This is a genomic window from Stenotrophomonas maltophilia group sp. Smal12, from assembly GCF_037079935.1.
GTDB lineage: Bacteria > Pseudomonadota > Gammaproteobacteria > Xanthomonadales > Xanthomonadaceae > Stenotrophomonas > Stenotrophomonas sepilia.
Map to the genome: position 1 here is coordinate 23451 of NZ_JBAWUK010000026.1, position 26517 is coordinate 49967.

Annotated in this window: 20 protein-coding genes; 7 read left to right on the forward strand and 13 right to left on the reverse strand. The window is 67.0% G+C overall.

The window, feature by feature from the left end; all coding sequences use genetic code 11:
- Positions 1-50 precede the first annotated feature (50 nt).
- The 3 genes from WDC87_RS12640 to WDC87_RS12650 all read right to left on the reverse strand — a co-directional run bounded on the left by WDC87_RS12640 (position 51) and on the right by WDC87_RS12650 (position 4101).
- Positions 51-2108: a peptidase domain-containing ABC transporter gene (locus WDC87_RS12640; RefSeq protein WP_252744750.1), complete on the reverse strand. Its 2058-nt coding sequence runs from the start codon at positions 2106-2108 to the stop codon at positions 51-53.
- Between the two features lie 489 nt (positions 2109-2597).
- Positions 2598-2759 carry a hypothetical protein gene (locus tag WDC87_RS12645; protein WP_155760601.1) on the reverse strand — a complete coding sequence of 54 codons (162 nt, stop codon included), beginning with the start codon at positions 2757-2759 and terminating at the stop codon, positions 2598-2600.
- 235 nt (positions 2760-2994) lie between these two features.
- On the reverse strand, positions 2995-4101 hold the full coding sequence (locus WDC87_RS12650) for an SDR family oxidoreductase (RefSeq protein ID WP_252744751.1): 1107 nt from the start codon (positions 4099-4101) through the stop codon (positions 2995-2997).
- Positions 4102-4297: 196 nt separating this feature from the next.
- Here WDC87_RS12650 and WDC87_RS12655 point away from each other — a divergent pair, with 196 nt between their 5' ends.
- Positions 4298-4606, forward strand: coding sequence for a hypothetical protein (locus WDC87_RS12655; RefSeq protein ID WP_005421049.1), 309 nt, complete (start codon positions 4298-4300; stop codon positions 4604-4606).
- Here the strand turns inward: WDC87_RS12655 and WDC87_RS12660 are convergent.
- Complete coding sequence (locus WDC87_RS12660; protein ID WP_088496784.1) at positions 4594-5652, reverse strand: DNA topoisomerase IB; 1059 nt, start codon at positions 5650-5652, stop codon at positions 4594-4596. The genes WDC87_RS12655 and WDC87_RS12660 overlap by 13 nt on opposite strands.
- A 111-nt stretch (positions 5653-5763) precedes the next feature.
- Here WDC87_RS12660 and WDC87_RS12665 point away from each other — a divergent pair, with 111 nt between their 5' ends.
- The 3 genes from WDC87_RS12665 (at position 5764) to WDC87_RS12675 (ending at position 12313) form a co-directional block, all read left to right on the forward strand.
- Complete coding sequence (locus WDC87_RS12665; protein ID WP_032954733.1) at positions 5764-6153, forward strand: I78 family peptidase inhibitor; 390 nt, start codon at positions 5764-5766, stop codon at positions 6151-6153.
- A gap of 174 nt (positions 6154-6327) precedes the next feature.
- Complete coding sequence (gltB, locus tag WDC87_RS12670) at positions 6328-10782, forward strand: glutamate synthase large subunit (protein WP_072167407.1); 4455 nt, start codon at positions 6328-6330, stop codon at positions 10780-10782.
- 85 nt (positions 10783-10867) lie between these two features.
- Positions 10868-12313: an FAD-dependent oxidoreductase gene (locus tag WDC87_RS12675; RefSeq protein WP_252744752.1), complete on the forward strand. Its 1446-nt coding sequence runs from the start codon at positions 10868-10870 to the stop codon at positions 12311-12313.
- Here the strand turns inward: WDC87_RS12675 and WDC87_RS12680 are convergent.
- Positions 12299-14707 carry an ATP-binding protein gene (locus WDC87_RS12680; protein ID WP_088496796.1) on the reverse strand — a complete coding sequence of 803 codons (2409 nt, stop codon included), beginning with the start codon at positions 14705-14707 and terminating at the stop codon, positions 12299-12301. The genes WDC87_RS12675 and WDC87_RS12680 overlap by 15 nt on opposite strands.
- Before the next feature lie 167 nt (positions 14708-14874).
- Between WDC87_RS12680 and WDC87_RS12685 the strand changes: the two genes are divergently transcribed.
- Complete coding sequence (locus WDC87_RS12685; RefSeq protein ID WP_227836864.1) at positions 14875-15741, forward strand: methylglyoxal synthase; 867 nt, start codon at positions 14875-14877, stop codon at positions 15739-15741.
- A 283-nt stretch (positions 15742-16024) separates the two neighbouring features.
- On the opposite strand, the gene WDC87_RS12690 is transcribed toward WDC87_RS12685, so the two are convergent.
- The 3 genes from WDC87_RS12690 to ttcA are packed head-to-tail and all read right to left on the reverse strand — an operon-like array spanning position 16025 to position 18726.
- A complete protein-coding gene (locus tag WDC87_RS12690; protein WP_252744753.1) occupies positions 16025-16804 on the reverse strand; it encodes a SprT family zinc-dependent metalloprotease in 780 nt (259 codons plus the stop codon).
- Between the two features lie 59 nt (positions 16805-16863).
- The gene (locus tag WDC87_RS12695) at positions 16864-17769 is read right to left on the reverse strand and encodes a recombination-associated protein RdgC (protein ID WP_005421064.1); all 906 of its coding nucleotides are present in this window, start codon (positions 17767-17769) and stop codon (positions 16864-16866) included.
- A gap of 36 nt (positions 17770-17805) precedes the next feature.
- Positions 17806-18726 (reverse strand): tRNA 2-thiocytidine(32) synthetase TtcA, encoded by a 921-nt coding sequence (gene ttcA, locus WDC87_RS12700; RefSeq protein ID WP_172412120.1) that lies wholly within the window; start codon positions 18724-18726, stop codon positions 17806-17808.
- Between the two features lie 91 nt (positions 18727-18817).
- Between ttcA and WDC87_RS12705 the strand changes: the two genes are divergently transcribed.
- A complete protein-coding gene (locus tag WDC87_RS12705; RefSeq protein WP_005421068.1) occupies positions 18818-19021 on the forward strand; it encodes a YdcH family protein in 204 nt (67 codons plus the stop codon).
- A gap of 122 nt (positions 19022-19143) precedes the next feature.
- Here WDC87_RS12705 and plsB read toward each other — a convergent pair whose 3' ends face one another.
- The 5 genes from plsB to WDC87_RS12730 all read right to left on the reverse strand — a co-directional run bounded on the left by plsB (position 19144) and on the right by WDC87_RS12730 (position 25727).
- Complete coding sequence (gene plsB, locus WDC87_RS12710) at positions 19144-21780, reverse strand: glycerol-3-phosphate 1-O-acyltransferase PlsB (RefSeq protein WP_088496788.1); 2637 nt, start codon at positions 21778-21780, stop codon at positions 19144-19146.
- On the reverse strand, positions 21780-22733 hold the full coding sequence (locus WDC87_RS12715) for a hypothetical protein (RefSeq protein ID WP_088496789.1): 954 nt from the start codon (positions 22731-22733) through the stop codon (positions 21780-21782). Before WDC87_RS12715 ends, plsB begins: the two co-directional genes overlap by 1 nt.
- Before the next feature lie 308 nt (positions 22734-23041).
- On the reverse strand, positions 23042-23863 hold the full coding sequence (locus tag WDC87_RS12720) for a serine protease (protein ID WP_252744754.1): 822 nt from the start codon (positions 23861-23863) through the stop codon (positions 23042-23044).
- A 218-nt stretch (positions 23864-24081) separates the two neighbouring features.
- Positions 24082-24807: an orotidine-5'-phosphate decarboxylase gene (gene pyrF, locus WDC87_RS12725; protein ID WP_005421084.1), complete on the reverse strand. Its 726-nt coding sequence runs from the start codon at positions 24805-24807 to the stop codon at positions 24082-24084.
- Positions 24804-25727, reverse strand: a complete 924-nt coding sequence (locus tag WDC87_RS12730) for a 5'-nucleotidase, lipoprotein e(P4) family (protein ID WP_088496792.1) — start codon at positions 25725-25727, stop codon at positions 24804-24806. The genes pyrF and WDC87_RS12730 overlap by 4 nt, the downstream gene beginning before the upstream one ends.
- A gap of 101 nt (positions 25728-25828) precedes the next feature.
- Between WDC87_RS12730 and WDC87_RS12735 the strand changes: the two genes are divergently transcribed.
- A complete protein-coding gene (locus WDC87_RS12735) occupies positions 25829-26482 on the forward strand; it encodes a DUF480 domain-containing protein (protein ID WP_072167414.1) in 654 nt (217 codons plus the stop codon).
- Positions 26483-26517: the final 35 nt, after the last annotated feature.

Here is a 26517-nt window from a genome sequence, read left to right on the forward strand (position 1 = left end):
GACCTTTTCACGCTGTTCTCCGTTCGCCAAAGGACCCGAAGGGCTTCGCTTCAGTCCGGAGCAATCGTCCCCGCATGCATAACGAGGACTCGGTCGGCACTTGCGATCGTCTCGGGACGATGAGCAATGATCACTCGGGTGAGGTCAAGCTTCCGCACCGCGTTGCTGACAAGCCTCTCTCGATCCACGTCCAGATGGCTGGTTGCCTCGTCAAGAAGGAGAAAACGAGGTTTCCGATACAAGGCTCTAGCAAGGATTACCCTCTGCCTTTGGCCTCCCGACAAGGAGGTTCCCATGTCTCCGATCAGGCTGTTATACCCCATTGGCATCGCAGAGATATCGTCGTGGACTGCAGCTAGGCGAGCTGCCTCACGCACTCGATCTTCGTCCCAGTCCTGATCCTCGAAGGCAATATTTTCACTCACACTTCCCGCGAAGAGCTGATCATCCTGCATTACAGCTCCGATCACTCGGCGATAGGCATCCATGTCGAGCTTGGAAAGCGGCACGCCCCCGACTCGAACCTCGCCTTCGGAGGGTTGCAGAAGGCCAAGCAGAATCTTCAGTAATGTTGTCTTTCCGCAACCCGAGGGACCGATGATGGCCACCGATTCGCCGGGCTCAATCACCAGGCTGCAGTTCCTGAGTACCCACGGCTCACCAGGAGCATAGCGAAAGCCAAGTCCATCGGCCTCGATACGCAGATCATCAGGGGGCAGACCACCTGACCTTAAAGAAGAGCTCTCCGGCTCCGTGAGAACAATGTCAGAAAGCCGCTCACCATGTAAGCGAAGCATGCGGAGTTCCACCCACTTGTCGATCAAGGCGCCCACGCGCTGTGAGAACTGATCCTTGTAGGCAAGGTAAGCGATCAGCATACCCACTGAGAACACGCTCTCCATTGCGAGAAGCGCTCCAATCCAGATGACCGCGATGCGTTCCAGACCAAACACAAATTGGCTTGCGCCACTGAAACCCAGGCCAAACTTCGAAAGCCAAATGTCTCGGTTGATGGCATCGTTCAAAAGGTTGAAGTAGCCAGCTTGGCGAATCGACTCGCGGCCCGCGACCTTCACTGACTGAACTCCGCGGATTGACTCAAGCAGATGACTCTGCTGTTTTGCCCCCGCGATCAACTGCGCCTCGGTTCCGCGCCGAAGAGGATTAAATGCTAACGCGCGCGCGACGGCATACAGGGCGACGGCGATTAGGGTGACGAGAGCGAGCTTCCAGCTGTACAGCAACATCATGCCAAGCGTCACTGTCATCATGAGACCGTCGATCAGCGCTTCAACAAAACTTGTCGTGAGCGTTCGCTGAATGGCCTGAACACTCCCCATGCGCGAGGTGACGTCACCCAGATGGCGCTTCTCAAAGTAATCCAAGGGCAAGTGCATGAGATGTCGAAAGACGTTGCCGGTCCACTGCAGGCTCAACCGATTCGACAGATAAATCACCGCTCTGCCGCGAATCTGTCCGATGCATACCTGCAGTACAAGTGCCAGACCAAAGCCGAGGCCAAGTACAGTCAGAAGGTCTCTATCGGAAGCGACTAGTGCCTGATCAACTGTCCATTGCATGAAGAATGGCGCTATCAGCACGAATATTTGAAGAGCAACTGACAACATCAGCAGCAAGCCGAGGGATCGCCATAGCCCTTCGATCTTTCCGGTCAATTGCTTCAGCGAGACTGCGGCTGGAGGCGGCGTGACCTGGAACTCTGCGGTTGGATGGAGCTCAAGAGCGATGCCCGTAAAGTGCCGCGAGACCTCTTCGAAGGATAGCTTGCGCTTGCCAAATGCCGGGTCCAGGACAGTGACGCTGCTTCGATGGAGCTTCTCAATCACCACGAAGTGATTAAGGTCCCAATGCGCGATGCAGGGCAGTTGCAGCTGGCTCAGATGCTCCATGTCCAAGCTCAACGGGCGACAACGAAAGCCAAGCTTTGCCCCAACGTCAATGATGTGAGCCAGCGTAGCGCCTTTGAGCGAGAGCGGATACCGGCGACGAAGTTCCCGAAGCCCGGCCTTGTTGCCATGGTGCGCCGCGACCATGGCCAAGCATGCAAGACCACACTCAGCCACCTCAGACTGTATAGGGGCGTCCATGCGTCGCCCTCCTAGTCGTGAAAATACTTCATCGATTGCGTTCTCAATTGCGGTGGATCTCCAGACTAAGCGGACGCCCGCTGCAAAATGCTTTCAAAGAACTTTGAGAATAGGATGTAAATTTCGCCACCTTGACTCCAAAGGAACCACAGCAATGCAATCGCACCAAGAACATGAGCGTCCCGCCTTTTGACTCTGAAAACATAGAACTTGCCCCGCTCACCTCCACCTTTTGAATCATCTGATTGCACAAATGGCTCCACGACGAAAAATGGAAGATGCCGGGTAGAAGCACCCGGCATCCAAGGTAATAGGAAGCAACTAGACTATGACGTCAGTGGAAGAATCGGGAGAGGCCGCGTACTCCTTCATCGCGCCCCAAGCACTACCTAGAGCTGAACCCACCATCCTTCCCCAGTTCCAAGTCTGCCAATCTCCACCTGAAATTTCTCCGATTTCATCGCAATGTAGCTCTCGAAATTCCCTCATTTACTTTGGCTCCATATAGCTGGTTCCATTGAACCCGTCCAAGACGCCGCCTACAAAGTCCGCGATTTCATTTCGTTCGTAGTAGACAAACGCGGCCACGGCGGCCCAAGGCAGCCATCCTCCTGAGATGCTATCGATCTGATCTGCAGAAATCTCTTTCATGGAATGCTCCTTATCCTTGATGAAGGGACCATCTTCTTTAACGAATACAACCAACACGGCGGCAGTTCAGGACTCCGCATTCACGCCGCAGGTCAACGATGTGCTTGAATTTGCATTCACATCCATGAGGAAAGTTGCAAATCGCCTGACACTTAGTAGGCAGGCAATGACACTAGCCTCACGTGAGAATATTGGGTTGGCGATCCCGTCTTGGGTGGACCCGAACAGGTTCCCCCTACCCGCGTGGCCCACCCATCACCGGCAGGATCACCCCACTGATGTAACTGGCACAGGCCGGAGATGCCAAGAACACATACGCCGGTGACAGCTCTTCAGGCTGTGCAGGCCGGCCCATGTCGCTGTCCTTGCCAAACTCCGCCACGTCTTCGGCCTGCTTGTCGGCGGGGTTCAGCGGCGTCCATACCGGCCCCGGCGCCACGCAGTTCACGCGGATGCCGCGCGGCAGCAGCTGGCTGGCCAGCGCCTTGGTGAACGCATGGATCGCGCCCTTGGTGGCGGAATAGTCGATCAGCGCCTTGCTGCCGAAGATCCCCGTTTCCGAGCCGGTGTTGATGATGCTGGCGCCTTCGCCCAGATGCGGCAGTACCGCACGCGCCATCTGGATGTAACCGCCGATGTTGGTCTGCAGGGTTTCCTGCAGGTGCGCGTCTTCCAGGTCTTCCAGGCGCTCGCAGTGCAGCTGGAACGCGGCGTTGTTGACCAGGATATCGATGCCGCCGAACGCCTTGGCCACCTGCTTGACAGCCTTGTTGCAGAAGCGCGGGTCGCGCACATCGCCGGCGATCACCACGCAGCGGCCGCCTTCGCGCTCCACGTGCTGGCGGGTGATGTCCGCGTCCTCGGCCTCGTCCAGGTGCAGTACCGCCACATGCGCACCTTCGCGCGCGAACAACACTGCCACCGCACGGCCAATGCCGGAGTCGCCACCGGTGACGATCGCACGCATGCCCTGCAGCTTGCCGCTGCCCGCGTAGTCGGGCGCAAGGAAACGGGGCGCCAGCTCCAGTTCGTGCTCGTGCCCGGGCTTGGCCAGCTGCTGCGCCGGCATCGCCTCCGGCTGCCGGCGTGCGCCGGCCTGGGTCGCGGTCTTCTTTGTTGCCTTCTTGGCTGCGCGGGCGTCCTTGGCCTTCTCCTGGTCCTGCAGGCGCCGCTGCCGTGCAGCGACGCGTGCCGCCCGTGGATCACTGGCGGCTGCCTTGCGGGTTGCGGTCTTCACCACGCGCGGGCGATCAGGGTCGGCGACCGCCTTGGTCGAGGTGCTGCCTTTACGCACTTTCGGCGATGCCTTACGGCGGGCGGGGGTCTTCCTGGTGGTGGCCATGCAGGTCTCCTCGGGAGGGAAAGGGGCTGCCGGCCAGCGGCCGGCACTACCGGGGGGCGGCCCATGCCGCTCCTGCAGTGTCTCCACCCACGCTGTTGGCGGCGGTGAGCGCGCCGTGTCCACGATGTGCACGGCATTCATTCCGCCACCACGTCTGACGTCGCACCCTGCACGCAATCACACAAGGAGTGCCTCCATGAAACATGCCATCGCCACCGCCGCCGCCTGCTTTGCCCTTGCCGCCTGCAGCAGCACACCGATGGCCCAGGTGCAGCCGATCGACGGCGTGATTTCCGGCCAGTGCCACAGCGACAGGGTGCGCGGCGCGGTGGGCCTGGCCGCCTCGGACGCCACCGTGGCCCGCGCACGCGTGGACAGCGACAGCCTGCACGTACGGGTCCTGCGCCATGACGGTCCGCGGGTGCCGCCGGCCAGCGAAGGCGGCGACCGCCTGACCATCGAGAAGGGCCGGACCAACAACATCGTTGCGATCTACTGCGGCTGACGACTGCGACTGAGCCGCCGCGCCCGGCGCAGCACTTTCAGGGTGGCCTGCTCCCACTGCCGCGGGCCTCGCAGGCCGGCCAGCGAGGCCAGCTCACCGCGCTCCCAGCCGGCAAACACGCACGGGTCGATGTAGGCCTTGCGGCACACGGCCGGCGTGTTGCCCAGCCGTGCCGCCACCTGGCAGACCACTTCGCGCTGCGCCTTGGCCAGCGCGCGCTGGCTGGCCGGTTCCGGCAGTTCGGTGGCGGCCAATGCCTGTACCGCCGCCAGCGTGCCGCCCCAGGTGCGGAAGTCCTTGGCGGTGAAGTCTTCGCCCATCACCTCGCGCAGGTAGTCGTTCACCGCGCCGGAATCCACCGGCTGCAGCGCGCCTTCGTCGTCGCGGTACTGGAACAGCGCCTGTCCGGGCAGCTGCTGGATGCCGCGCACCAGCGTGCCCAGCCGCCGATCGCCCACCACCACCTCGTGCAACTGCCCGGATTTGCCCCGGAAGCGCATGCGCACGCGGCCACCGCGCAGCAGGTCCAGGTGGCGGTTGCGCAGCGTTGTCAGCCCGTAGGATTTGTTTTCCTGTGCATAGCTTTCGTTGCCCACCCGCACCAGGGTGTCGGCCAGCAGGGCCACCACCACCGCAAGCACCTTGTCGCGCGGGAAGCCGGGCTGCTTCAGATCGCGCGACAGCCGCCGCCGCAACGTGGGCAACGCCTCGCCAAAGGCGATGATGCGATCGAACTTGCCGGCATCGCGCTCCTTCGCCCAATCGGCATGGTAGCGATACTGCTTGCGTCCACGCGCATCGCGGCCGGTGGCCTGCAGGTGGCCATTGGCGTGGGCGCAGATCCACACAGCGGTATACGCAGGTGGAATCGCCAGCGCACGGATGCGCTGCAGGGTGGCGGCATCGCGAACCGCGTGGCCATCGGCATCGCGGTAACTGAAGCCCTTGCCGGCGCGGCGCCGGCTGATGCCTGGCTGGGTGTCATCGACATAGCGCAGGCCGGCCGCGCGCGCGGCCTGTCGTTCGGGGGTAGAGGAGGTTGACATGACCGCAGTGTCGCCGTCGCGATGCCGCGAACCTGTCGATAACAGAAGACAAACACGTGAGGGTCGGTTCGCCGCTATGCTCGGGCTTTCACAATCCCTTCCGGAGTCATGATGTCGTTCCCGATTCGCGCCCGTTCGCTCTCCGCCCTGCTGCTGCCTGCCGTGCTGGCCCTAACCGCCTGCCAGGCTCCGGCGCTGGATGAACAGGATTCGGCCACTGCCCATGCCCAGCAGGCGGCCGAAGCCGCCAAGGCGCCGGCCGACGAAACCGGCAAGGCCACCGAGGCACCGCCGGTCGGCACCTGCGATGCCAGCCAGGTGCAGAGCCTGGTCGGCCAGGCCTACGCCGACGCGCTGGGCAAGCAGGCGCAGGAAGATGCCGGTGCCCACCAGCTGCGCGTCATGAAGCCCAATGACGTCGCCACCATGGAGTTCCTCGGCGACCGCCTGAACATCGAAGTGGACGACAAGGGCCTGGTCAGCGGCGTGCGCTGCGGCTGAGTTCGACCGCGCGCCGGCACGGGGTTGCCGGCGCGTTCTGTTGCACCTGCAACCGTGTATTGCGGCGCTGCAGCAACCTGTGATCTAGTCGAGGCATCCGGTGGCCTCACGATGCGCTCCAGGGAATGAGCGGGGACGAGTGTCGCCGCCAACCCTATACGCATCGAGGTAGAGATGGCCCCCCGCAACCGCCAAGGGCTTTACGACCCGCGCTCCGAGCGCGATGCCTGTGGATTTGGCATGGTCGCCCAGCTCGACGATCAACCTTCGCGCCTGTTGGTTGATACCGCCATCGCCGCGCTTTCGCGCATGACCCACCGCGGCGGCGTCGCCGCCGATGGCCTGACCGGCGATGGCTGCGGCCTGCTGCTGCGCCGCCCCGATGCGTTCCTGAAACTGCTGGCCAGTGAAGCCGGCATCGCCGTCGCCGCACGCTTCGCTGCCGGCCTGGTGTTCCTGCCACACGATGCCGAGGCTGCACACGCCTGCCGCACGCAGCTGCAGGCGCAGCTCGAAGCGGTCGGCTGCAAGGTCGCCGGCTGGCGCGAGGTACCCACCGACGACAGCGTCTGCGGCCAGCTGGCGCGCGACACCCTGCCACGCATCGAGCAGGTGTTCGTCGATGCCGGCGTCGGCCAGGATGATGCCGGCTTCGCGCTGGCGCTGTTCCTGGCCCGTCGCCGCAGCGAACAGCAGCTGCGCGACCATGCCGACTTCTACGTCACCACCCTCACCCCGGATGCGATCAGCTACAAGGGCATGGTGCTGCCGGACAAGCTCAGCCGCTTCTTCCCCGACCTGCAGCGCCGCGAACTGGCCTCCAGCGCGATCGTGTTCCACCAGCGCTTCTCCACCAACACGCTGCCGCGCTGGCCGCTGGCGCACCCGTTCCGGATGCTCGCCCACAACGGCGAGATCAACACCATCGAAGGCAACCGTCGCTGGGCGCAGGCGCGCAGCAAGGTGTGGAAGACGCCGCGCTTCGACATCGCCGAGTTCGATCCGGTGATCTCCATGCACGGTTCGGACTCGCAGAGCCTGGACAACATGCTGGAGCTGATGGTCGCCGGTGGCATGGAACTGATCCAGGCGCTGCGCATCCTGGTGCCGCCGGCCACCCAGTCGCTGGAGTTCAAGGACCCCGACCTGGCCGCGTTCTACGAGTTCCACGGCCTGAACAGCGAGCCGTGGGACGGCCCGGCCGGCATCGTCGCCTGCGACAGCCGCTACGCGGTGTGCACGCTGGACCGCAACGGCCTGCGCCCGGCGCGCTGGATGCTCACCGCCGACCGCCACTTCCTGGTCGCCTCCGAAGCCGGCGTGTGGGAAGTGCCGACCGAGCGCGTGGTGCGCAAGGGCAAGCTCGGCCCCGGCGAAATGGTGGCCATCGACCTCAAGCGCGGCGACCTGCTCGATTCGGACGCGGTGGACCGCATCAACCGCGGCCGCGCGCCGTACAAGCAGTGGCTGCAGCAGGGCGTGACCTACCTGCAGACCGAACTGATCGACCCGTCGCTGGTGGAAGAGCCGTTCGACGAAGCCACCCTGCGCAGCTACCACAAGCTCTACCAGCTCAGCAGCGAGGAAGTGGAACAGGTGCTGCGGCCGCTGGCCGAGACCGAGCAGGAAGCCACCGGCTCGATGGGCGACGACACACCGATGGCGGTACTGAGCCAGCGCAGCCGCCCGCTGTACGACTATTTCCGCCAGGCCTTCGCGCAGGTCACCAACCCGCCGATCGATCCGCTGCGCGAAGACTGCGCGATGTCCCTGTCCACCCAGCTCGGCAAGGAGACCAACATCTTCCATGCCGGCCCGGAGACGGTGAACCACGTCATCCTCAACTCGCCGGTGCTGAGCCAGCGCAAGCTGCGCCAGCTGCTGAAGATGGACCAGTACGTGCAGGCCAACCGCCTGCTCGACCTGTCCTACAGCGAAGACGAGGGCCTGCGTGCCGGCATCGAGCGCATCTGTGCCGAGGCCGAGCAGGCCGCGCGCGAGGGCATGGTGATGCTGCTGCTGTCCGACCGCTACCCGGTGGCCGGTCGGCCGATGGTGCATGCGCTGCTGGCCACCAGCGCCATCCACCACCACCTCTCGCGGCTGGGGCTGCGCTGCGACGTCAATCTGATCGTCGAAACCGGCACCGCGCGCGACCCGCACCACATGGCCTGCCTGCTCGGCTTCGGTGCCACCGCGGTGTATCCGTACCTGGCCTACCAGACCCTGTTCGACCTGGGCCGACGCGGCATCCTCAAGCTCAGCAAGGGCGGCGAGCAGTCGCAGATCGGCCGCCGCTACCGCAAGGGCATCTACAAGGGCCTGTCGAAGATCATCTCGAAGATGGGCATCTGTACGGTGGCCAGCTATCGCGGCGCACAGCTGTTCGAGATCATCGGCCTGGAACCCGAGGTTGTGGACATGTGCTTCCCGGACACCGCCTCGCGCATCGGCGGCGCCGGCTTCGCACGCCTGGATGCCGACGCGCGCGAGCTGTGCGCGCAGGCCTGGGATGCGCAGCAGGGCGTGGACGTGGGCGGCCTGCTGAAGTACGTGCACGGCGGCGAGTACCACATGTACAACCCCGACGTGGTCACCACCCTGCAGCGCGCCGCGCGCAGCGGTGACCCGCGTGCGTGGCAGCAGTACTGCGATGCGGTGCACGCGCGCCCGCCATCGGCGCTGCGCGACCTGCTGGAACTGGTGCCGGCCGCAATGCCGGTGCCGCTGGACGAGGTCGCCCCGGCCAGCGCCCTGTTCCCGCGCTTCGATACTGCAGCGATCAGCCTCGGCGCCCTGTCGCCGGAAGCGCACGAGGCACTGGCCATCGCCATGAACCGCCTCGGCGGCCGCAGCAATTCCGGCGAAGGCGGCGAGGATCCCGCACGCTATGGCACCGCGAAGCGCAGCAAGATCAAGCAGGTGGCCTCGGGCCGCTTCGGCGTCACCGCCGAATACCTGGTCAATGCCGAGGTGCTGCAGATCAAGGTCGCGCAGGGCGCCAAGCCCGGCGAGGGCGGCCAGCTGCCGGGGCACAAGGTCAACGAACTGATCGCACGCCTGCGCTATGCGCGCCCGGGCATCGGCCTGATCTCGCCGCCACCGCACCACGACATCTATTCGATCGAAGACCTGGCGCAGCTGATCTACGACCTCAAGCAGGTCAACCCGACCGCGCTGGTGTCGGTGAAGCTGGTCAGCCATGCCGGCGTCGGCACGATTGCCGCAGGCGTGGTCAAGGCCGGTGCGGACCTGATCACCATCTCCGGCCATGACGGCGGCACCGGTGCGTCGCCGGTCAGCTCGATCCGCTATGCCGGCGTGCCATGGGAACTGGGCGTGGCCGAAGCGCACCAGGCGCTGCTGGCCAACGACCTGCGCGGGCGCACCCTGCTGCAGACCGATGGCGGCCTGAAGACCGGCCTGGATGTGGTCAAGGCCGCGCTGCTGGGAGCGGACAGCTTCGGCTTCGGCACCGCGCCGATGATCGTGCTGGGCTGCAAGTACCTGCGCATCTGCCACCTCAACAACTGCGCCACCGGCGTCGCCACCCAGGACGAGCGCCTGCGCGAGAACCACTTCACCGGCCAGCCCGAACGCGTGGAGAACTTCTTCCGCCTGCTGGCCGAGGAAGTGCGCGGCTGGCTGTCGTACCTGGGCGTGCGTTCGCTGGAAGAGATCGTCGGCCGCACCGACCTGCTGCGGCAGATCGACGCGGCACCGCGCGAGGGCGTGCGCGTGGACCTGTCGCGCCTGCTGGCCGATGCCCGCTACGAAGGCAGCCACTGCGCCGCCCAGCGCCTGTACGAATCGCCGGACAGCCTGGCCACGCAGATGGATGGGCTGCTGGCCCCGGCCATCGAGCACAAGCGCGGTGGCGAGCACCGCTTCCTGATCCACAACACCGACCGCAGCATCGGCACCCGCCTGGCCGGCGCGGTTGCGCGCGCGCACGGCAACCAGGGCATGGCCGAGGCACCGCTGGAACTGCGCTTCCGTGGCAGCGCCGGGCAGAGCTTCGGTGCCTTCAACGTCGGTGGCCTGCACCTGGAAGTGGAAGGCGAAGCCAACGACTACGTCGGCAAGGGCATGGCCGGCGGCCGGCTGGTGGTGCGTCCGCCGCGTGGCGCCCGCTTCGAGGCACGCAGCACCGCCATCATCGGCAACACCTGCCTGTATGGCGCTACCGGTGGCGAGCTGTTCGCCGCCGGTCGTGCCGGCGAACGCTTCGCGGTGCGCAATTCGGGCGCGCTGGCGGTGGTGGAAGGTGCCGGTGACCACTGCTGCGAGTACATGACCGACGGCGTGGTGCTGGTGCTGGGCAAGGTCGGGCTGAACTTCGGCGCCGGCTTCACCGGTGGCCTGGCTTACGTGCTGGACGTGGACCGCGATTTCGTCGACCGCTACAACCACGAGCTGATCGACATCCATCGCGTCTCCGCCGAAGGCTTCGAGAACTACCGCCAGCACCTGCACCGCCTGATCGGCCGCCACCGCGAGCTGACCGGCAGCATCTGGGCACAGCAGATCCTGGACGAGTTCCGCGATTACATCGGCAAGTTCTGGCTGGTCAAACCGAAGGCCGCCAGCATCGAGTCGCTGACCGAAACCCTGCGACGCGCCGCCTGACGGTAGTGCCGGCCGCTGGCCGGCAACCCAGGATCACGTAGTGCCGGCCGCTGGCCGGCATCCGTAAAACACCACAGAGTCCGCCATGAGCCGCAAGCACGCCTTCCAGTTCCTCGACCTGCCCCGCACCATGCCGCAGCGCATCCCGGTGGAACTGCGCACCTCCGGCGACTGGGGCGAGCTGTACGGCAAGTTCGGCAAGGAAGACGCCCAGTACCAGGCGGGCCGCTGCCTGGACTGCGGCAACCCGTACTGCAGCTGGAAGTGCCCGGTGCACAACGCCATTCCGCAGTGGCTGCAGCTGGTGCAGGAAAACCGCATCCACGAGGCCGCCACGCTGTGCCACAGCACCAATCCGCTGCCGGAAGTGTGCGGCCGGGTCTGCCCGCAGGATCGGCTGTGCGAAGGCAGCTGCACGCTGGAGGAATTCGGCGCGGTCACCATCGGCGCGGTGGAGAAGTACATCGTCGATACCGCACTGGCCAGTGGCTGGCGCCCGGACCTTGGCGCGGTGCAGCCGACCGGCCACAGTGTGGCGGTGATTGGTGCCGGCCCGGCCGGGCTGGCCTGTGCCGACCGCCTGGCACGCGCCGGCATTGCCGCCGTGGTCTACGACCGCTACGAGCAGATCGGTGGCCTGCTGCAGTTCGGCATTCCCAGCTTCAAGCTGGACAAGGACGTGATCCATCGCCGCCGTGAAGTACTGGAAGGCATGGGCGTGCAGTTCCGCCTCGGTGTGGAGATCGGCCGTGATGTCAGCGTGCAGCAGTTGCTGGACAGCCACGATGCGGTGTTCATCGGCACCGGCGCCTACCGCTATACCGAGGGTGGCCTGGTCGGCCAGGACCTGAAGGGCGTGCTGCCGGCGCTGCCGTTCCTGGTGCAGAACAGCCGCATCGTCGGCGGCGATGACCCGAAGGGCCGGCCGATCGCCGGCTGGGAAGACACCATCGCCCTGCCCGACCTCAACGGCAAGCGCGTGGTGGTTCTGGGCGGTGGCGATACCGGCATGGACTGCGTGCGCAGTGCGGTGCGGCTGGGCGCGGCCAAGGTCACCTGCGCCTATCGCCGCGACGAAGCCAACATGCCCGGCAGCGCGCGCGAAGTCGCCAATGCACGCGAGGAAGGGGTGCGCTTCCTGTTCAACCGGCAGCCGCTGTCGATCGAAGCCGGCGCCGACGACGAGGTGATCGGCGTGACCGTGGTCGAGACCCGGCTGGGCGAGCCCGATGCCAATGGCCGCCAGAACGCGGTGCCGATCAAAGGCAGTGAGTCGCTGCTGGAGGCAGACGTGGTGATCATCGCCTTCGGCTTCTCGCCGAGCGTGCCGGCGTGGCTGGCGGAACTGGGGGTGGAAGGCCAGCCCAATGGCCGCATCCTCGCCGGTGGCAAGGACCGCCTGCCGTTCCAGACCGCGCATCCACGCCTGTTCGCCGGTGGCGACGCGGTGCGTGGTGCCGATCTCGTGGTAACCGCGGTGGCCGAAGGCCGCGACGCCGCTGCCAGCATCGTCCGCCTACTGGCGCACTGAGTCCGGCAACAGCAGCACTTCCAGCAGCGCGCGCAGTTCGTGCACCTCCAGCGGCTTGGCCAGGAAGTGGTCGATGCCCGCATCACGGCAGGCCTCACGGGTGCGCTCCAGCACGCTGGCAGTCAGCGCAATGATCGGGACCCGCGCACGGGTGGCGCAGGCGTCGCTCCGGATCGCCCGGGCCAGCGCGAAGCCATCCATGTGCGGCATGTGGCAGTCGGTGATGACCAGGTCGAACGGTTGCGCCTGCCAGGCCTCCCATGCCTGCAGGCCGTCGCTACAGGCGTGCACCTGCAGTCCCAGCTCGCACAGGCGTTGTGCCAGCAACTGCAGGTTGGTCGGATGATCCTCGGCCACCAGCACCCGCGCCGGCGGCAACGGTCGTTGCGCGGGCCGTGCCGTCGCCGGTCCCGCAGCGGGGGCCGCACAGGCCGCCAGGTCCAGCTCCAGCCACACAGTGGTGCCCTTGCCGGGCACGCTGCGCAGGTGCAGACGCCCGCCCATCGACGTCGCCAGCTCGCGGCAGATCGACAGCCCTAGGCCACTGCCGCCGAAACGGCGCGTGGTCGACGCCTCGGCCTGCTCGTAGGCGGCAAACACCGCCTGTTGCCGCTCCACGCTGATGCCCACGCCGGTGTCGGTCACCTGCAGGCGCAGTCGCTGGCCGCCGTCGCGCTGCTGCAGCACGCGGACCTGCAACACCACGCTTCCCTGCAGGGTGAACTTGAGCGCATTGCCGGCCAGGTTGAACAGGACCTGCCGCAGGCGCAGCCCGTCAGCCAGCGACCAGGGCTGCAACGTCGGGTCGATCTCGCTGCACAGGTGCAGCCCGCGGCTGGCCGCGACGGGCATCAACAGCTGCTGCACCGCGCGCACCAGCGCCGCCAGATCGGTCGGACGCAGCTGCAGGGGCGCCGGCTGCAGGCGCTGGCTGTGCAGCACATCGTCGAGGATCTGCCGCAGCATCTGCGCAGCGTCACCGACGGTGGTCAGCACCTGCCGCTGGCCCGCATCCAGGTCCGTGCCAGCCAGCCGCTCCAGCATGCCCAGCAGGGTGCTCATCGGCGTGCGGATCTCGTGGCTCATGGTCGCCAGGAAATGGCCCTTGGCCAGCGCCGCCTGCTCGGCCGCGCGGCGCGCCTCGGCCAACGCCGTTGCGCGCGCCTGGGCTTCGCTGACGTCCATCCAGTAGCCGCTCCACTCCACGCTGCTGTCATCGCACGGCAACGGTCGTCCCTGTGATCGGACCCAGCGCCAGCCCTGCGCCGACCGGGTGCGGAAGGTAACGTCGATCGGACCGCGCACGAGCGCGGCGGCTTCGATGCTCGCCATCACCCGGCTGCGGTCACCGGCATGCACGGCCGCCAGCAGCTGCAGATGGTCGATCTGCTCAGTCTCCACGGCTACGCCGAACAGCGCCTGCACGTCGCCGGCGATCTGCGCCAGGCTGTAGTGGCCGGTTGCCGAACGGCGCGCCTGGTAGACCACCGCCGGCAGGTTCGCGGTGACTTCATGCAAGCGCTGCTCCAGCACCCGGCGACGCACGCTCTCGCGATGCACGCGCCAGTAGCCGAAGGCATGCAGCAGTATGAGCGCGAGCAGGATCAGCGACACCGGCACCAGCCAGCGCAGTGCCGAACCGGCGGGCCGCGCACGTGGCAGTTCCGGCAGCCAGGCACTGCGAACCGACGCCCGACGCGCATCGCCCTCCCGCTGCAGCTCCCGGTCGAAGGCAGCGACCACCGCGGCACAGGCCGGTACGGCGGCCAGCACCAGTGCATCGCCGAAGCCCGCGGGTGCTGCGATCACCAGAGGGTCACCCGGCACGGCGCGAAGCGCGGCTTCGACTTCAGCGAGATTGGCCACCACGGCATCGACCAGCCCGGCGCGCAGCAGTGACAGCGCGTGGTCCAGCGGCGCCGGTGCCAGCAGCTGCGCACCCGGGGCCTGTTCGGCCAGCAATGCGTCCAGCGGCAGCCGGTCCGGGCTGGCCACGCTGCGGCCACGCAGTCCCTCCAACCCCAGCACTGGCGCTGCACCCTCGCGCCGCACGATCACCTGTGGCACTTCCAGGTAGGGGCTGCTGGCCACCCAGCCGGTCGGCAGCTGTGCGCGCGGCCAGCCCAGCAGCACCTGGGTGCCAGCCGGCAGCGGGTCATCGGTGAGCACCGCTGCGGGCAACGGCTGCGCATGCTGCACTGCCTGCGGGCCCAGCAGCGGCAGGTAATCTGCAGCCAACCCCGCAAGGTCGCCCTGCACGCTGTACGACAGCGGCGGCCGATCGGAACGCCATGCCACCTGCAGTGGACTCGCACAGCCGGACGCAGCAGCGATGCCGGGCAGCAACAGCGATGCCATGACAGCGGCGACGGCGCGGCGGCCGGCGACATTCACGGTAGACATCCTCATTTCGCGGGCAGGAACCACGGCCGCGCAGCGGTACCGCTGCCAGCCACGCTAGCGAGGCGCGCTTCCGCGACAATGAGAAAAATTCGAAAAACATCCCTATCGGCGAATGCCGACATACACTGCCGCTTCTACCCGTCCCTACGGAGCGCTCGATGCGTATCGGCCTGGCCGCCAACCGTCTCCATCACCACGATGCGCGCGCCGCGCTGTTCCGCTGGCTGCGTGCCAGCGAGGCCGGGCTGCGTGAACTGGGGGTATCGCTGCACGCGGTCGGGCGCACCCACGATGCGATCGAACGGCAGGGCTTCCTGGCCGGCTACGGCGGCCTGCACCGCTACCCCTACGGCCGCGAGGGTGGCCTGATGAAGCTGGTGGCCGAAGTGGTTGGCATGGGGCCGGACCGCACCCTGGACGGTGCGATCTACCTGATCGACCCGGTCGATCCTTCCTCGGTGTTTCCGGAGGCAACCGCGCTCAAGCGGCAGTGCGTGATCCATGGCAAGCCGTTCATTTCAACCGTGGCCACTGCGCGTGACTGGATCGAGGTGGAACGCATCCACGCCGGGCTGGCTGCCGATGCCGGTGCCGATGTTCTGCATGCCTTCCAGCACCAGACGCTGGCGCTGATCGCGCACGACGCGATGAAGCCGGCGATGCTGGCCTTCGCTGACGAGCACTTCGATGTGCTGGCACGGTTCGGCGAGCGCGTGGCGACCGGCACCACCGGCCAGCGCTTGAACGAACTGGCCTGGAGCCGCGGCTGGCCCAGCGATACGCCGTGGGTGACGCGCTACCAGAGTGGCCCGATGGGCGGCGATGCGCAGATTGCCGACCGTGTGCTGGAGGGGCGCTGCCAGCGCGCGATCTTCTTCGAGGACCCGCATGTGGCACGCCAGCATGAGGCCGATATCCAGCTGTTGGAACGCGCGGTGACAACGGTGACCGACCAGGCGGTGTGCATCACCGCGCCGCGGGTGGCGGCGCGGTGGGCGACCGCGGCGGCATTGCGGGCGGGGTGAGGGTTTCGGCCAACGGCTGCGCCCCTCGTGGTCGGTCGTTCAAACCAGAAGCCGTGCTCGGCCAGGCGGGGTGGATTGCGCAGGGGTCGCTGCAAGTACGTCCCTGTAAGCTCGGTCGCCCCTGCGCAACCCACCCCGCCCGGCCACGGACAGATTCCGGTGTGCCCACCACGGAAGAAAGAAAGAAGAGCAGGAGCGGGTCGCGCGCTGCGCGCGCTTGTGTAGAGCCGAGCCCATGCTCGGCTGCATTCAACGGCAGCCGAGCGTGGGCTCGGCTCTACAGTTACAGCAGCTGGCGTAGCATGGCTTTCAGGCGCCGACCTTCCAGCTGGAAGTAGTCGCGCTGTTCGCGCCAGGCAGGGAAACGTTGTTCGACTTCATGCCAGAACGCGGGCGAATGATTCGGCTGGATCAGGTGGCAGAGTTCGTGCACCAGCACGTACTCGAACGCTTCCGGACGACCGAGCACCAGGGCCAGGTCCAGGGCCATGCTGCCATCGGGGGCCAGCGAGCCCCACTGCGAGGACATCACCTTCAGGCGCAGGCGGCTGGGGGCGCGCGGCAGGGTGGGCAGGTACTTCGGCAGCCAGCGGCCGACGTCGGCGCGGGTCTGCGCTTCGTAGAACTCGCGCAGCAGGCGGCGCAGCGTGGCGTCACCACCACCGGTCGGCCACTGCACGCAGGCACCGTGCGCGTCGATCTCCAGCCGCGCGTAGCGGCCTTCCTGCCAGCGCAGCGGCAACAGCTCACCGCGCAATGGCAGCACGCCGTCTTCGCCGGGCTGCAGCGGTGCCGGCAGGCCCTGCCCCTGGTACTGCCGCAGCTGCAGCGCCAGCCAGTCGCGGTGCTGTTCCAGGAAGCGCTCGCCCATTACCAGGCTTGCGCGCGGGGGTAACGTCAACCGCGCGCCACGCTCGTCCACGCTCAGCTTGATGCGGCGCGCGCGCGGATCGCGCACGCGCAGCACCTCGATCTCGGCATCCTCCAGGCGCAGGCGAACGGTGTCGCGCTGTACGGTGGCGGGCGGGGTCGGAGTGATCAGGCGGCGCAGCAGACGGCTCATGCGCCCAGCATAGCGCTGCTTCGGGCCGCCGGATGACCGGCGACCGTCGGGCTGCCTGTTCAGTCAGCCTTGCTGAGCTTGAACGCTTCTTCCAGCAACAGGAACAGGCGGCGGATCTCGGCGCTCTGCAGGGCGAAGCGGGCATCGAACTCGGCACGGCGGCCGTCTTCGTCGGCATGCTCCAGCTGGTCCAGGGCGCCGTCGAGGAACTTCAGCTTGCGCACGATCAGGTCGTCGCCGATCACGAACGACAGGTTGTCCTCGAAGATCAGCGCCAGCTTGGTCACCTGCTTGCCGGCGTCCAGGTGCTTGTCGATCTCGTCGCAGCGCAGTTCCTGGTGCTGGCACTTGACCACCGCGCCGCCTTCGACCGGATCCTTCATCTCGCACTCTTCGCCCAGGCTCAGTCCGGTCGGCAGCGGCTCGCCGGCGATCCAGCCGGTCAGGATCGAACGCGGCGCGACTTCGGCGTTCAGCGGCATCGCCGGGAAGCTGCCGAGCAGCCCGCGGATGTCGGACATGAAGTATTCGCCGGTCTTGCGGCTGGAGGTATCCACCGCCACGTAGCCGTGCTGCAGGTCGATGAAGGCGTCGTTGCGCGAGGACTTCACGAAGGCGCGCGGCAGCAGTTCATGCAGCAGGTCGTCCTTCATGCGCTTGCGCTCGCGGCCACCCGGGCGCCGCCCTTCCTTCTCCTCGATCTCCTCCAGCTTGCGCTCGAGCAGGTCGTTGACCACCGCCGCCGGCAGGATCTTGTCCTCGCCACCCACGGTCAGCCACAGGTGTTCGGCGATGCGGTGGGACAGCAGTTCCTTCTCCTCGCGGCCGAACGGCGAAATGAAGCCGCGAGAATTCATTTCCAGCGCGCCGACAGGCTTGAGCACGGCGTGCGGCAGCAGGGTATCGACTTCGGAAAAATCGGTGGTGGTCGGGAAACGGAAGAACGTCAGGTTGCGAAAGAACATGGAATTCCGGATGGCGAAGAGGAAGGGCGACCGACCTTAAACGGTGGGCGTCTCGGGATCTGCGTCGGCGTCGGCCGGGGAGCCGGCCAGCCAGGCATGGGCGTCGGGCAGCGGCGTGTCGTCGCGACGGCCCAGCGCCATGAAGTCGAACAGGGTGGTGTCGGCCAGCTGCGAGGGCCGGACTTCACCCATGGCGCGCGCGATCTGCTCGATGCGGCCCGGATGGTCCTTTTCCCACTGCTTGAGCATCAGGCCGACCTGGCGGCGCTGCAGGTTCTCCTGGCTGCCGCACAGGTTGCAGGGAATGATCGGGAACTGGCGTGCCTGCGCGTAGTCGACGATGTCGCGCTCGCGCACGTAGGCCAGTGGCCGGATCACCACGTGCCTGCCGTCGTCGCTGCGCAGCTTCGGCGGCATGCCCGCCAGCTTGGCGTGGTGGAACAGGTTCATGAAGAACGTGGCCACCATGTCGTCGCGGTGGTGGCCCAGCGCGATCTTGGTGAAACCGTGGGTCTCGGCGTAGTTGTACAGCGCGCCACGACGCAGGCGCGAGCACAGCGAACACATCGTCTTGCCCTCCGGGATGACCCGGCTGACCACCGAATAGGTGTCCTGCTCGATGATGTGGTACGGCACGCCCAGCCCGGCCAGGTACTCCGGCAGGATGTGCTCGGGGAAGCCCGGCTGCTTCTGGTCCAGGTTCACCGCCACCAGCTCGAACGGCACCGGCGCCTTCTTCTGCAGCTGCAGCAGCACGTCCAGCAGGGTGTAACTGTCCTTGCCGCCGGACAGGCAGACCATGACCTTGTCGCCGGCCTCGATCATGCCGAAGTCGGCAATCGCCTCGCCGACCTGGCGGCGCAGGCGCTTGGCCAGCTTGTGCTGCTCGCGCTCGGCCACGCGTGGATCGCGGGCGGCGCGCGGCTGGGGATCGGGAAGGGAAATCACGGCACTCATGGGTTCCATTCTAACGGCTCGGAGCCGCCCCGGCCGGGGGTCGGGTTTCCCCTCTCCCGGCAGTCATCAACGCTGTGTATGCTCGGAGGCTGTGGATACCTACAGCCCCGCCGAGATCGTCGAGCACCTCGCCGCCCTGCGCGCCGAGCACCGCCTGCTGGATGAACAGATCACCCGCATGGCGGCCAACGGCGAGGACGAACTGGAAGCCAAGCGCCTGAAGCGGCGCAAGCTGCAGCTGAAGGACTGCATCGCCAGGCTGGAAAGCCTGCAGATTCCCGACGAGCCGGCCTGAGCCGGGTCCGGGTGGGTGCCAACCTTGGTTGGCCTCCCTCTCCGGTAGGTGCCAACCTTGGTTGGCACGGGTGGAAGTGTGCGGAGCAAGGTTCACACCCACCGCAGGAGCCGGCGCTGCCTTCAATCCTGCGGCGCAGGCTCGTCCGGGCGCGCGGCTTCCGGGCTGACCCGCTCGATGGTGTGGCGCAGCTCGCGCCCCAGGATGAACTTGGCGTCCTTGGCCCAGGCATCCAGGCGTTCATCGAACAGCAGCTTGCTGTTCTCGTCCGGCCACACCAGGCGCAGTTCGCGCAGCTTCTGGATGAAGCCGCGGAACAGGGCCTTGTCGAAGAACTCGGGAGCGGCCGGCGCATAGAGCAGGCTCAGGCGCTGCGCGGCCTGCTGGCACAGGCTTTCCAGCTCGGCCGCACCGAGCACGCCCGGGCCGTTCTTCACCAGCACCGAGATGGCGATGTAGTAGCGCTCGAACGCCTGCTGCAGCGAATGGCCGATCGCCCGCAGGCGGAACACCTCGTCGGTCTGCCCGGTGTTGCGTGCCAGGATGCCGCCGTCGTCATCGTTGACGTTCTGCAGCAGGCCTTCGCGCACGAACACATCAATGGTGCGGTCAATGCGCTGCGCGAACTCGTCCTCGCTCCACGGCAGGAACAGCTCGGCCTGCAGGAACGGGTACACCGTGCGGCCCAGCTGGACCAGGCCGGTACGGCTCATGCGGCGGTTGTTCTGGAAGCAGCAGGCCACCCACGACGAGGCGGTGAACAGGTGCACCACGTTGTTGCGGAAGTAGCTGAGCAGCACCGCGGTGTCGCCGCTGACGCTGAGCACATCGCCGAGCGGGTGCTTGATGCGGGTGAGGACGTTGATTTCCTCGGCATGGGCGATGATCCGCTCCGGCGAGTGCGGGGTCACCGTCACCCGGTCCGAGTACGGCATCTCGACCAGCAGCGTCTTGCACAGCTCGATCTGCGCGATCAGGTCGGCTTCGCCCATCGCGTGCTTCGGCGTGGACAGCAGGGCCAGCGCCAGCAGATTGATGGGGTTGACGTCGGCAGCGCCGTTGATGCGCACCTGGATGCGTTCGGCCAGCGTATCCACCGTGGTCGACAGCCAGGCTGGCTTCTCGTCCTCGGACACCGCCTCGCCCTTCCACTCCGGGGCCTTCTCGGCCAGCACGTCGTTCAGCGCGATCGGCTCGCCGAAGTTCACCACCACCTGGCCGTAGTTCTGCTTGAGCACCTTGGGGATGCCCCACAGCAGCGACCAGATCGACTCCTTTTCCTTCGGCCGGCCGGACAGTTCGTCCAGGTAGCTGCCGCCCTCCATCAGCTTCTCGTAGCCGATGTAGATGGGCTGGAACAGGACCGGCTTGCGCGGCTGGCGCAGGAATGCACGCAGCGTCATCGAGATCATGCCGCCCTTGGGCTGCAGCAGGCGCCCGGTACGCGAGCGGCCGCCTTCGACGAAGTACTCCAGCGAATAGCCACCGGCCACCAGCTGCGCGACGTACTCACTGAGCACTGCAGAGTACAGCGCATTGCCACGGATCGAACGGCGGATGAAGAACGCACCGCCCTTGCGCAGCAGGGTGCCGACCACCGGCAGGTTCAGGTTGATGCCGGCCACGATGTGCGGCGGCACGATGCCACGGTCGTACAGCAGGTAGGACAGCAGCAGGTAGTCCATGTGGCTGCGGTGGCTGGGCACGTAGACCACTTCGTGGCCCGGCGCGGCGGCCTTGAACTTGTCCAGGTGGTGCACCAGCACGCCCGCGTAGATGCGGTTCCACACGTGGCTGAGCATGAAGCTGGCCGAGCGCACCACCGGGCTGGAATAGTCCGCAGCGATTTCCCAGGCGTAGGCGTGTGCCTTCTTCCAGGCATCGGCCGGCTTCGAGTTGTCGCGCTTGGCCTGTGCGGCGATCGCTTCGCGGACCGGCTCGGCGGCCAGCACCTGGTCCACCAGCAGGCGCCGGGTCGACAGGTCCGGGCCGATCACCGATTCACGGATGCGGCGGAAATGGGTGCGCAGCACGCGCTGCAGCTTGCGGACCGTGCGCTCCGGCTCCAGGCCTTCGTCGACGGTGCTGCGCAGCGAGATCGGCGGGGCGAAGCGCACGATGGTATTGCGCCCGTTCAGCAGCAACCCCAGCAGGCGGCGGAAGCGGCCCACCAGCGCCCAGTTTTCCGAGAACAGCACCGCGAACCAGCCGCTCTGCTTGTCCGGCGCGCGGCCGACGAAGATCGACACCGGCACCAGGTGCACATCCAGGTCATCGCGCACGCGGTGCGCCTGCAGGACCTTGGCCAGCGAATCAGAGTGGGTCTTGGCGCCGCGCTGCTCGGGAATCAGCGAGTTGCTGGAGCTGCGCCGCGACAGCGCCAGATAGGCGCGCTTGCGGCCGGTCGGATCACCGGCCAGCGGCACCAGCGGCGACGGCAGGCCGGCCTGGCGGCAGGCCTTGTCCAGGATCAGCGCGTTGGACAGGCCGTAGTCTTCCAGCACGTACATGACCGGGCGGCCATCGTTGTACTGGCCCGGGTCTTCCGGTTCGATCTTCAGCGACAGCCACGGCTCGACCAGGCGACCGAGCAGTCGGGCCCACAGTGGACGGCGGCCGGGCGGACGCGCGTGCGCGGGCGGCGGTACCGGGTTCGGGCCGGTACCGGTCGAGGGGGACGCCGGCACCGTATCGGCGGGCGTCGACTGGGATTCTTCGCCGGGGAACGGCAGCGGGTTCTGTTTCGACATCGGCGCCATTATGGCTTAGCCGGCGGTGTTGCCGCTTCCCCACCCTCGGCGGAGGCTTCAGCCGGTGCTGGCAACGCAGCCGCCCGGGCCGCATCGGCCTTGCGCAGCAGCGCGTCGGTGTCGGCCAGGGTGCGGGTCAGGTACCAGTGGCCCTCGCGCCGGCTCAGTGGCAGCTGCAGGGTCATCTCGCGACCGGCCAGGTCGTAGTGCAGGCGCACCAGCGCATTGTCACCTTCCACCGACAGCAGTTCGCCGCGCACGCTGCGCAGCGCGTCGTCCACGCCGAGTCCGTAACTGCCCAGCACCGCCTTGAGGGTGTGGATGAACGGCGCCAGCTGCTGCAGGCTGCCTTCCATGCCGGCCGCCTGCAGGCCGGCTTCATCCTCGAAGCCGACCTTGCTGGCGGCGCCGACCAGCGCGGCGATGGTGCTGCGGGCACGTGCGCGGTCGCTGATCGGGGCAGCCTGCGCCCACCCCGCCAGGGTCTCGACCAGGGCGATATAGTGGGCCTGCTGGCTGGGCGTGTAGCCCTTCTGGTGGCGCAGGTACTGCACGCCGAAGTTGCCCATCGACTGTGCGGCCTGGCGCACGGCGCCGGCCTGGCCAGCCAGCTGACGATCGAAGCTGCGCTGCAGTTCGGCGCTGGCACCGGGCTTGCGCAGTGCGGCCAGCATCGGCAGCAGCTGGTCGCCCAGTGGCAGCTCGGTCAGCGGCCACTGGCTGTGGCCTTCCACCCACGCCTGCTGCAGGCGCTGGTACTGGCCCGGCGGCACCGACAGCTTTGCGTAGCCGACCAGATCATCTTCGGCCAGGCGCAACGCCATCGCCTGTACTGCAGCCACCGGCTCGGCCGCCGGCCTGGCCGGATCGTTGGCAGACTCGCGGCACCCCGCCACGGCCAGCAGCAGCATGGCCGCCAGCCCCCATCCACGCGCAGACTTTCCTCGCACCGCCACGCTCATGCACTCGGACTCCCCGGACCGGCCCGCATCTTGCGGCCTGCGACGTGACAGCGGCAAGCCGGGACGTCACGGTTTCCAGCCAAGGGGGGCAGATCTCCTCTGCTGCGGGCAGAAGGGATCGCGCCGCCACCGGGATAAAAAAAGAGCCCGGATCACGGGGATCACAGGCTCTTCAAGCCGGCGCGGGGCCGGAGGACAGTGTTGTGGCACATGTCCGGCCCGAGGACCGGATGGCGGCGATCCTACGCTGCCGTTCAAGTTAAGGCAACACTTCACGTAATGCCATGTATGTATTTGATTTTATTGTATCAATCGCGTTGCCAAACCGCTTCGATGAAATCTACGGCGTGTTTTTCGGCGATTCGGGCATAAATCCCCGGATAGCCGGCCAGCGCACAGCCCTCGCCCCAGCTGACGACACCGAACTGGGTCCAGCCTTCACGCAGGCGCAGCAGCAGGGGGCCTCCGGAATCCCCCTGGCAGCTGTCGATGCCCTCGCGGCCGGCGCAGATGACCTTTCCACGTGACAGTTCACCGCCGTAGGCCTGCTGGCATTCGGTGAAGGAAACGAACGGCACCTGCGCGGTCTGCAGCTGAGTCGGATAGACCCGGCCATCGCCGATGTCGGTGTCTCCCCAGCCGATCACCGTGAATTCACGGCCCGGCTTGAGATAGCTGGCGTCGTGCCGCAGCCGCAGTGCCACCGGCTGTGCGCCGTCCAGCGGTGCGCTGAGCTGGATCAGGGCGACGTCGTGCTCCAGCGAATTGCCGCTGTTGAATGCCGGATGGACGTGGATCGCCTTGACGTTGGACGGTCGTGGCGCGGCGTCGGTGGACAGGGTCGTGACCTTGCCGACAACGGCGATGCCACCAGGCGCTTCGCCCTGCATGCAGTGCGCGGCCGTCAGCACCCACGAGGGCGAGATGAGGGTGCCCCCGCAGAAGTGGCGGTCGTGGTCCGAATCGCCGTCGAAGATGCCCTGGATGCTGACCATGAACGGGTACTCGTCGGCCGGCGCCGCTTCGCCGCCGATGATGCGCGGCGCATCGCGCAGCTGCGGCGCAGCGATGGCGGGTACGGCAGACGCGGCCAACAGCAGGCCGATGAACAAAGAGGTGCTGCGATACATTTCCCTGTACTCCTCTGTCGATGGTTGGAACCGGTGCGGCCGCGGTCCGTACCGGTGCATCGATTGGGGAGCAGTGGAGAGGCCCGCAGCGCGAACGTGCGCACAGTTCTCGTGGCTGGCGCTGCGTGCGACAGATGCAGCCCCACAAATGCGAACGCCATCCCGCATGGATCGGGATGGCGTTCGTGGTGCCAGCGTGACCGGCGTCGGTGGTGGGCTCAGCGTGCAGCCAGAGCCGACGCGATTTCCTGCTGGATCGCCCGCGCTGCGGCCTGCGGATCGGCGGCCAGGCGGATCGGGCGACCGACCACGATGGCATCGGCGCCATCGGCAAAGGCCTGCGCTACGCCAACGGTACGCTTCTGGTCATCGCCGACCGGGCCACCGGGGCGGATGCCAGGGCAGACGATCGAGAATCCGCTGCCGGTGGCAGCGCGGATCGGGCCGGCTTCCTGGCCCGAAGCGATCACGCCATCGATGCCGGCGGCCTGGGCAGCCAGCGCGCGCTCGACCACCACGTCCACCGGTTCGCGGTCGATGCCCATCTGTGCGAGGTCGGGGCGCCCCATCGAGGTCAGCACGGTCACTGCCAGCAGGCGCATGTCGCCGCTGTTGGCGGCCGCGCACGCCTCCATCATGGCCGGGTGCCAACCATGGATGGTGGCGTAGCTGACCGGCCACTGCGACAGGCGCTTGATCACCGCCGCAGCGGTGGCCGGAATGTCGAAGAACTTCAGGTCGACGAACACGCGCTTGTCGCGGCGGGCCAGCTCATCGAGCACCTGGAAGTACTCGCCGGAGGCGAGCAGTTCCATGCCGATCTTGTAGAAGGCCACGCTGTCGCCAAGGCGGTCGACCCACGCCAGCGCCTGCGCGCGGTCAGGCACGTCCAGCGCGAAGATCAGGCGCTCGTCGTCGCGCAGCGGCAGTGGCGCGCGGCTCATGGTGCGTAGTCCAGGGCGGCGCGCTTGGCGTCGTGACGGGCCTGGCGCGACTGGCTGTAATCGTTGTTGAACTGCGCCGGCTCGAAGCCACCGTAGGTCGGGTTCGGCAGCATCCACCAGCGCTCGCCGAACCAGTCGTGGTACTGCTGCAGCAGGGCGTCACGGCCTTCGTTGGTGTTGGTGCTCACTTCCACGAAGTCACCCAGCTGGTCGCCGAACTGCATCAGCACGCGGTACTTCTGCCCGGCCAGGCGGCGGCGGCAGTTCTTCTCGCTGCCGGCCTGCTCGCAGCCCTCGACCACGGTGCCCAGGCCCAGGAACACGCTGTCATCGGCCACCGGCAGGCCCTGCTCGCGCAGGTTGGCCAGGGTCGCGTCCTTCAGGTGCACGGCACGGTTGGAGATGTACAGCAGGGTCACGCCCTTGGCGTTGGCGGCCTTGGCGAAATCAACCACGCCCGGAATCGCCTTGGCCTTCTTTTCGGCCACCCACTGGTCCCAGCTCAGCTCGTCGTATTCCTTGCCGTCGCGCACCAGGCGCGCCTGGTAGGGCGAGTTGTCCAGCACGGTCTCGTCCACGTCCAGCACCACAGCCGGCTTCAGGCCCTTGGCCTCGTTGCCGCGTTCTTCCGGCACCAGTGCGTCCCAGTGGGCCTCCTTCAGCGCCGCATCCAGGCGATCGGCGGCGGCCCGGTAGGTCTGCTCGGTGATCGCCCTGTACTCCTGCGCACGCTGCATCCACAGCACGGCGTTGAGGTTGTCGTTGGCGGTGGCATCACGCGCGCCATCGGCCTCGGCAGCGGCCGCCGGGGCCTCCGGCGCGGCGGCTTCGGCAGCAGGCGCATCCACGCGCTTGCAGGCGGACAGGCCCAGCGCCGCGGTGGCGAGCAGGGTCAGGGACAGGGAAACGGGACGACGCATGGATTCACCGGCAATCAGATATACCGGCGCATTTTACCGGCAAAGGCGGCCTCGGGACGGCTATGCTTGGCGGTTGACCCGTTGCCCTTCCGGAGGCCGCCATGACCGATTCCGTCCAGACCCCCGACGTCCCCCTGCTCGACGCCGTGCAGGCCCGCCTGCTGGGCTGCCTGGTGGAGAAGGAGGCAACCACACCGGACACCTACCCGCTGACGGTCAATGCGGCCCAGTCGGCCGCCAACCAGAAGACTGCCCGCGAGCCGGTGATGAACGTCGACGCCGGCAGCGTGCAGCACGCGCTGCGCCAGCTGGAAGCACTGGGCCTGGCTCGCCAGCACTTCTCCTCGCGCGCCGACCGCTACGAGCACCGCCTGCAGGCCGCGCTGGACCTGACCCGGCAGCAGACCGTGCTGCTGGCGCTGCTGTTGCTGCGCGGTCCACAGACCCTGGGCGAGCTGGTGTCGCGCAGCGAGCGTCTGTACCGGTTCGCGGATATCGACGAAGCCCGCCACGCCATCGAGCGCCTGCAGCAGCGCGCGCTGCTGGTGGTGCTGCCGCGCGCCAGCGGCCAGCGCGAAGACCGCTACATGCACCTGCTGTGCGGTGAAGTGGATGGTGCCGCGCTGGCGGCCAAGTACGCCAGCAGTGGCGGTGGCAGCAGCGATGCGGCCGATCCGGGCCTGGCCGAGCGCGTGGCCCAGCTGGAAACGGCCGTGGCCGAGCTGCAGGCGCAGCTGGCAGAACTGCGCGGTTGAGGGGGTGGGTGCCGACCGTTGGTCGGCACTGCATC

What these genes read in the sequence shown, in the direction of transcription:
- WDC87_RS12640 (WP_252744750.1), bottom strand. Translation starts at nt 2,108, where the DNA reads ATGGACGCCCCTATACAGTCTGAGGTGGCTGAGTGTGGTCTTGCATGC.
- WDC87_RS12645 (WP_155760601.1), bottom strand. Translation starts at nt 2,759, where the DNA reads ATGAAAGAGATTTCTGCAGATCAGATCGATAGCATCTCAGGAGGATGG.
- WDC87_RS12650 (WP_252744751.1), bottom strand. Translation starts at nt 4,101, where the DNA reads ATGGCCACCACCAGGAAGACCCCCGCCCGCCGTAAGGCATCGCCGAAA.
- WDC87_RS12655 (WP_005421049.1), top strand. Translation starts at nt 4,298, where the DNA reads ATGAAACATGCCATCGCCACCGCCGCCGCCTGCTTTGCCCTTGCCGCC.
- WDC87_RS12660 (WP_088496784.1), bottom strand. Translation starts at nt 5,652, where the DNA reads ATGTCAACCTCCTCTACCCCCGAACGACAGGCCGCGCGCGCGGCCGGC.
- WDC87_RS12665 (WP_032954733.1), top strand. Translation starts at nt 5,764, where the DNA reads ATGTCGTTCCCGATTCGCGCCCGTTCGCTCTCCGCCCTGCTGCTGCCT.
- gltB (WP_072167407.1), top strand. Translation starts at nt 6,328, where the DNA reads ATGGCCCCCCGCAACCGCCAAGGGCTTTACGACCCGCGCTCCGAGCGC.
- WDC87_RS12675 (WP_252744752.1), top strand. Translation starts at nt 10,868, where the DNA reads ATGAGCCGCAAGCACGCCTTCCAGTTCCTCGACCTGCCCCGCACCATG.
- WDC87_RS12685 (WP_227836864.1), top strand. Translation starts at nt 14,875, where the DNA reads ATGCGTATCGGCCTGGCCGCCAACCGTCTCCATCACCACGATGCGCGC.
- WDC87_RS12690 (WP_252744753.1), bottom strand. Translation starts at nt 16,804, where the DNA reads ATGAGCCGTCTGCTGCGCCGCCTGATCACTCCGACCCCGCCCGCCACC.
- WDC87_RS12695 (WP_005421064.1), bottom strand. Translation starts at nt 17,769, where the DNA reads ATGTTCTTTCGCAACCTGACGTTCTTCCGTTTCCCGACCACCACCGAT.
- ttcA (WP_172412120.1), bottom strand. Translation starts at nt 18,726, where the DNA reads ATGAGTGCCGTGATTTCCCTTCCCGATCCCCAGCCGCGCGCCGCCCGC.
- plsB (WP_088496788.1), bottom strand. Translation starts at nt 21,780, where the DNA reads ATGGCGCCGATGTCGAAACAGAACCCGCTGCCGTTCCCCGGCGAAGAA.
- WDC87_RS12715 (WP_088496789.1), bottom strand. Translation starts at nt 22,733, where the DNA reads ATGAGCGTGGCGGTGCGAGGAAAGTCTGCGCGTGGATGGGGGCTGGCG.
- WDC87_RS12720 (WP_252744754.1), bottom strand. Translation starts at nt 23,863, where the DNA reads ATGTATCGCAGCACCTCTTTGTTCATCGGCCTGCTGTTGGCCGCGTCT.
- pyrF (WP_005421084.1), bottom strand. Translation starts at nt 24,807, where the DNA reads ATGAGCCGCGCGCCACTGCCGCTGCGCGACGACGAGCGCCTGATCTTC.
- WDC87_RS12730 (WP_088496792.1), bottom strand. Translation starts at nt 25,727, where the DNA reads ATGCGTCGTCCCGTTTCCCTGTCCCTGACCCTGCTCGCCACCGCGGCG.
- WDC87_RS12735 (WP_072167414.1), top strand. Translation starts at nt 25,829, where the DNA reads ATGACCGATTCCGTCCAGACCCCCGACGTCCCCCTGCTCGACGCCGTG.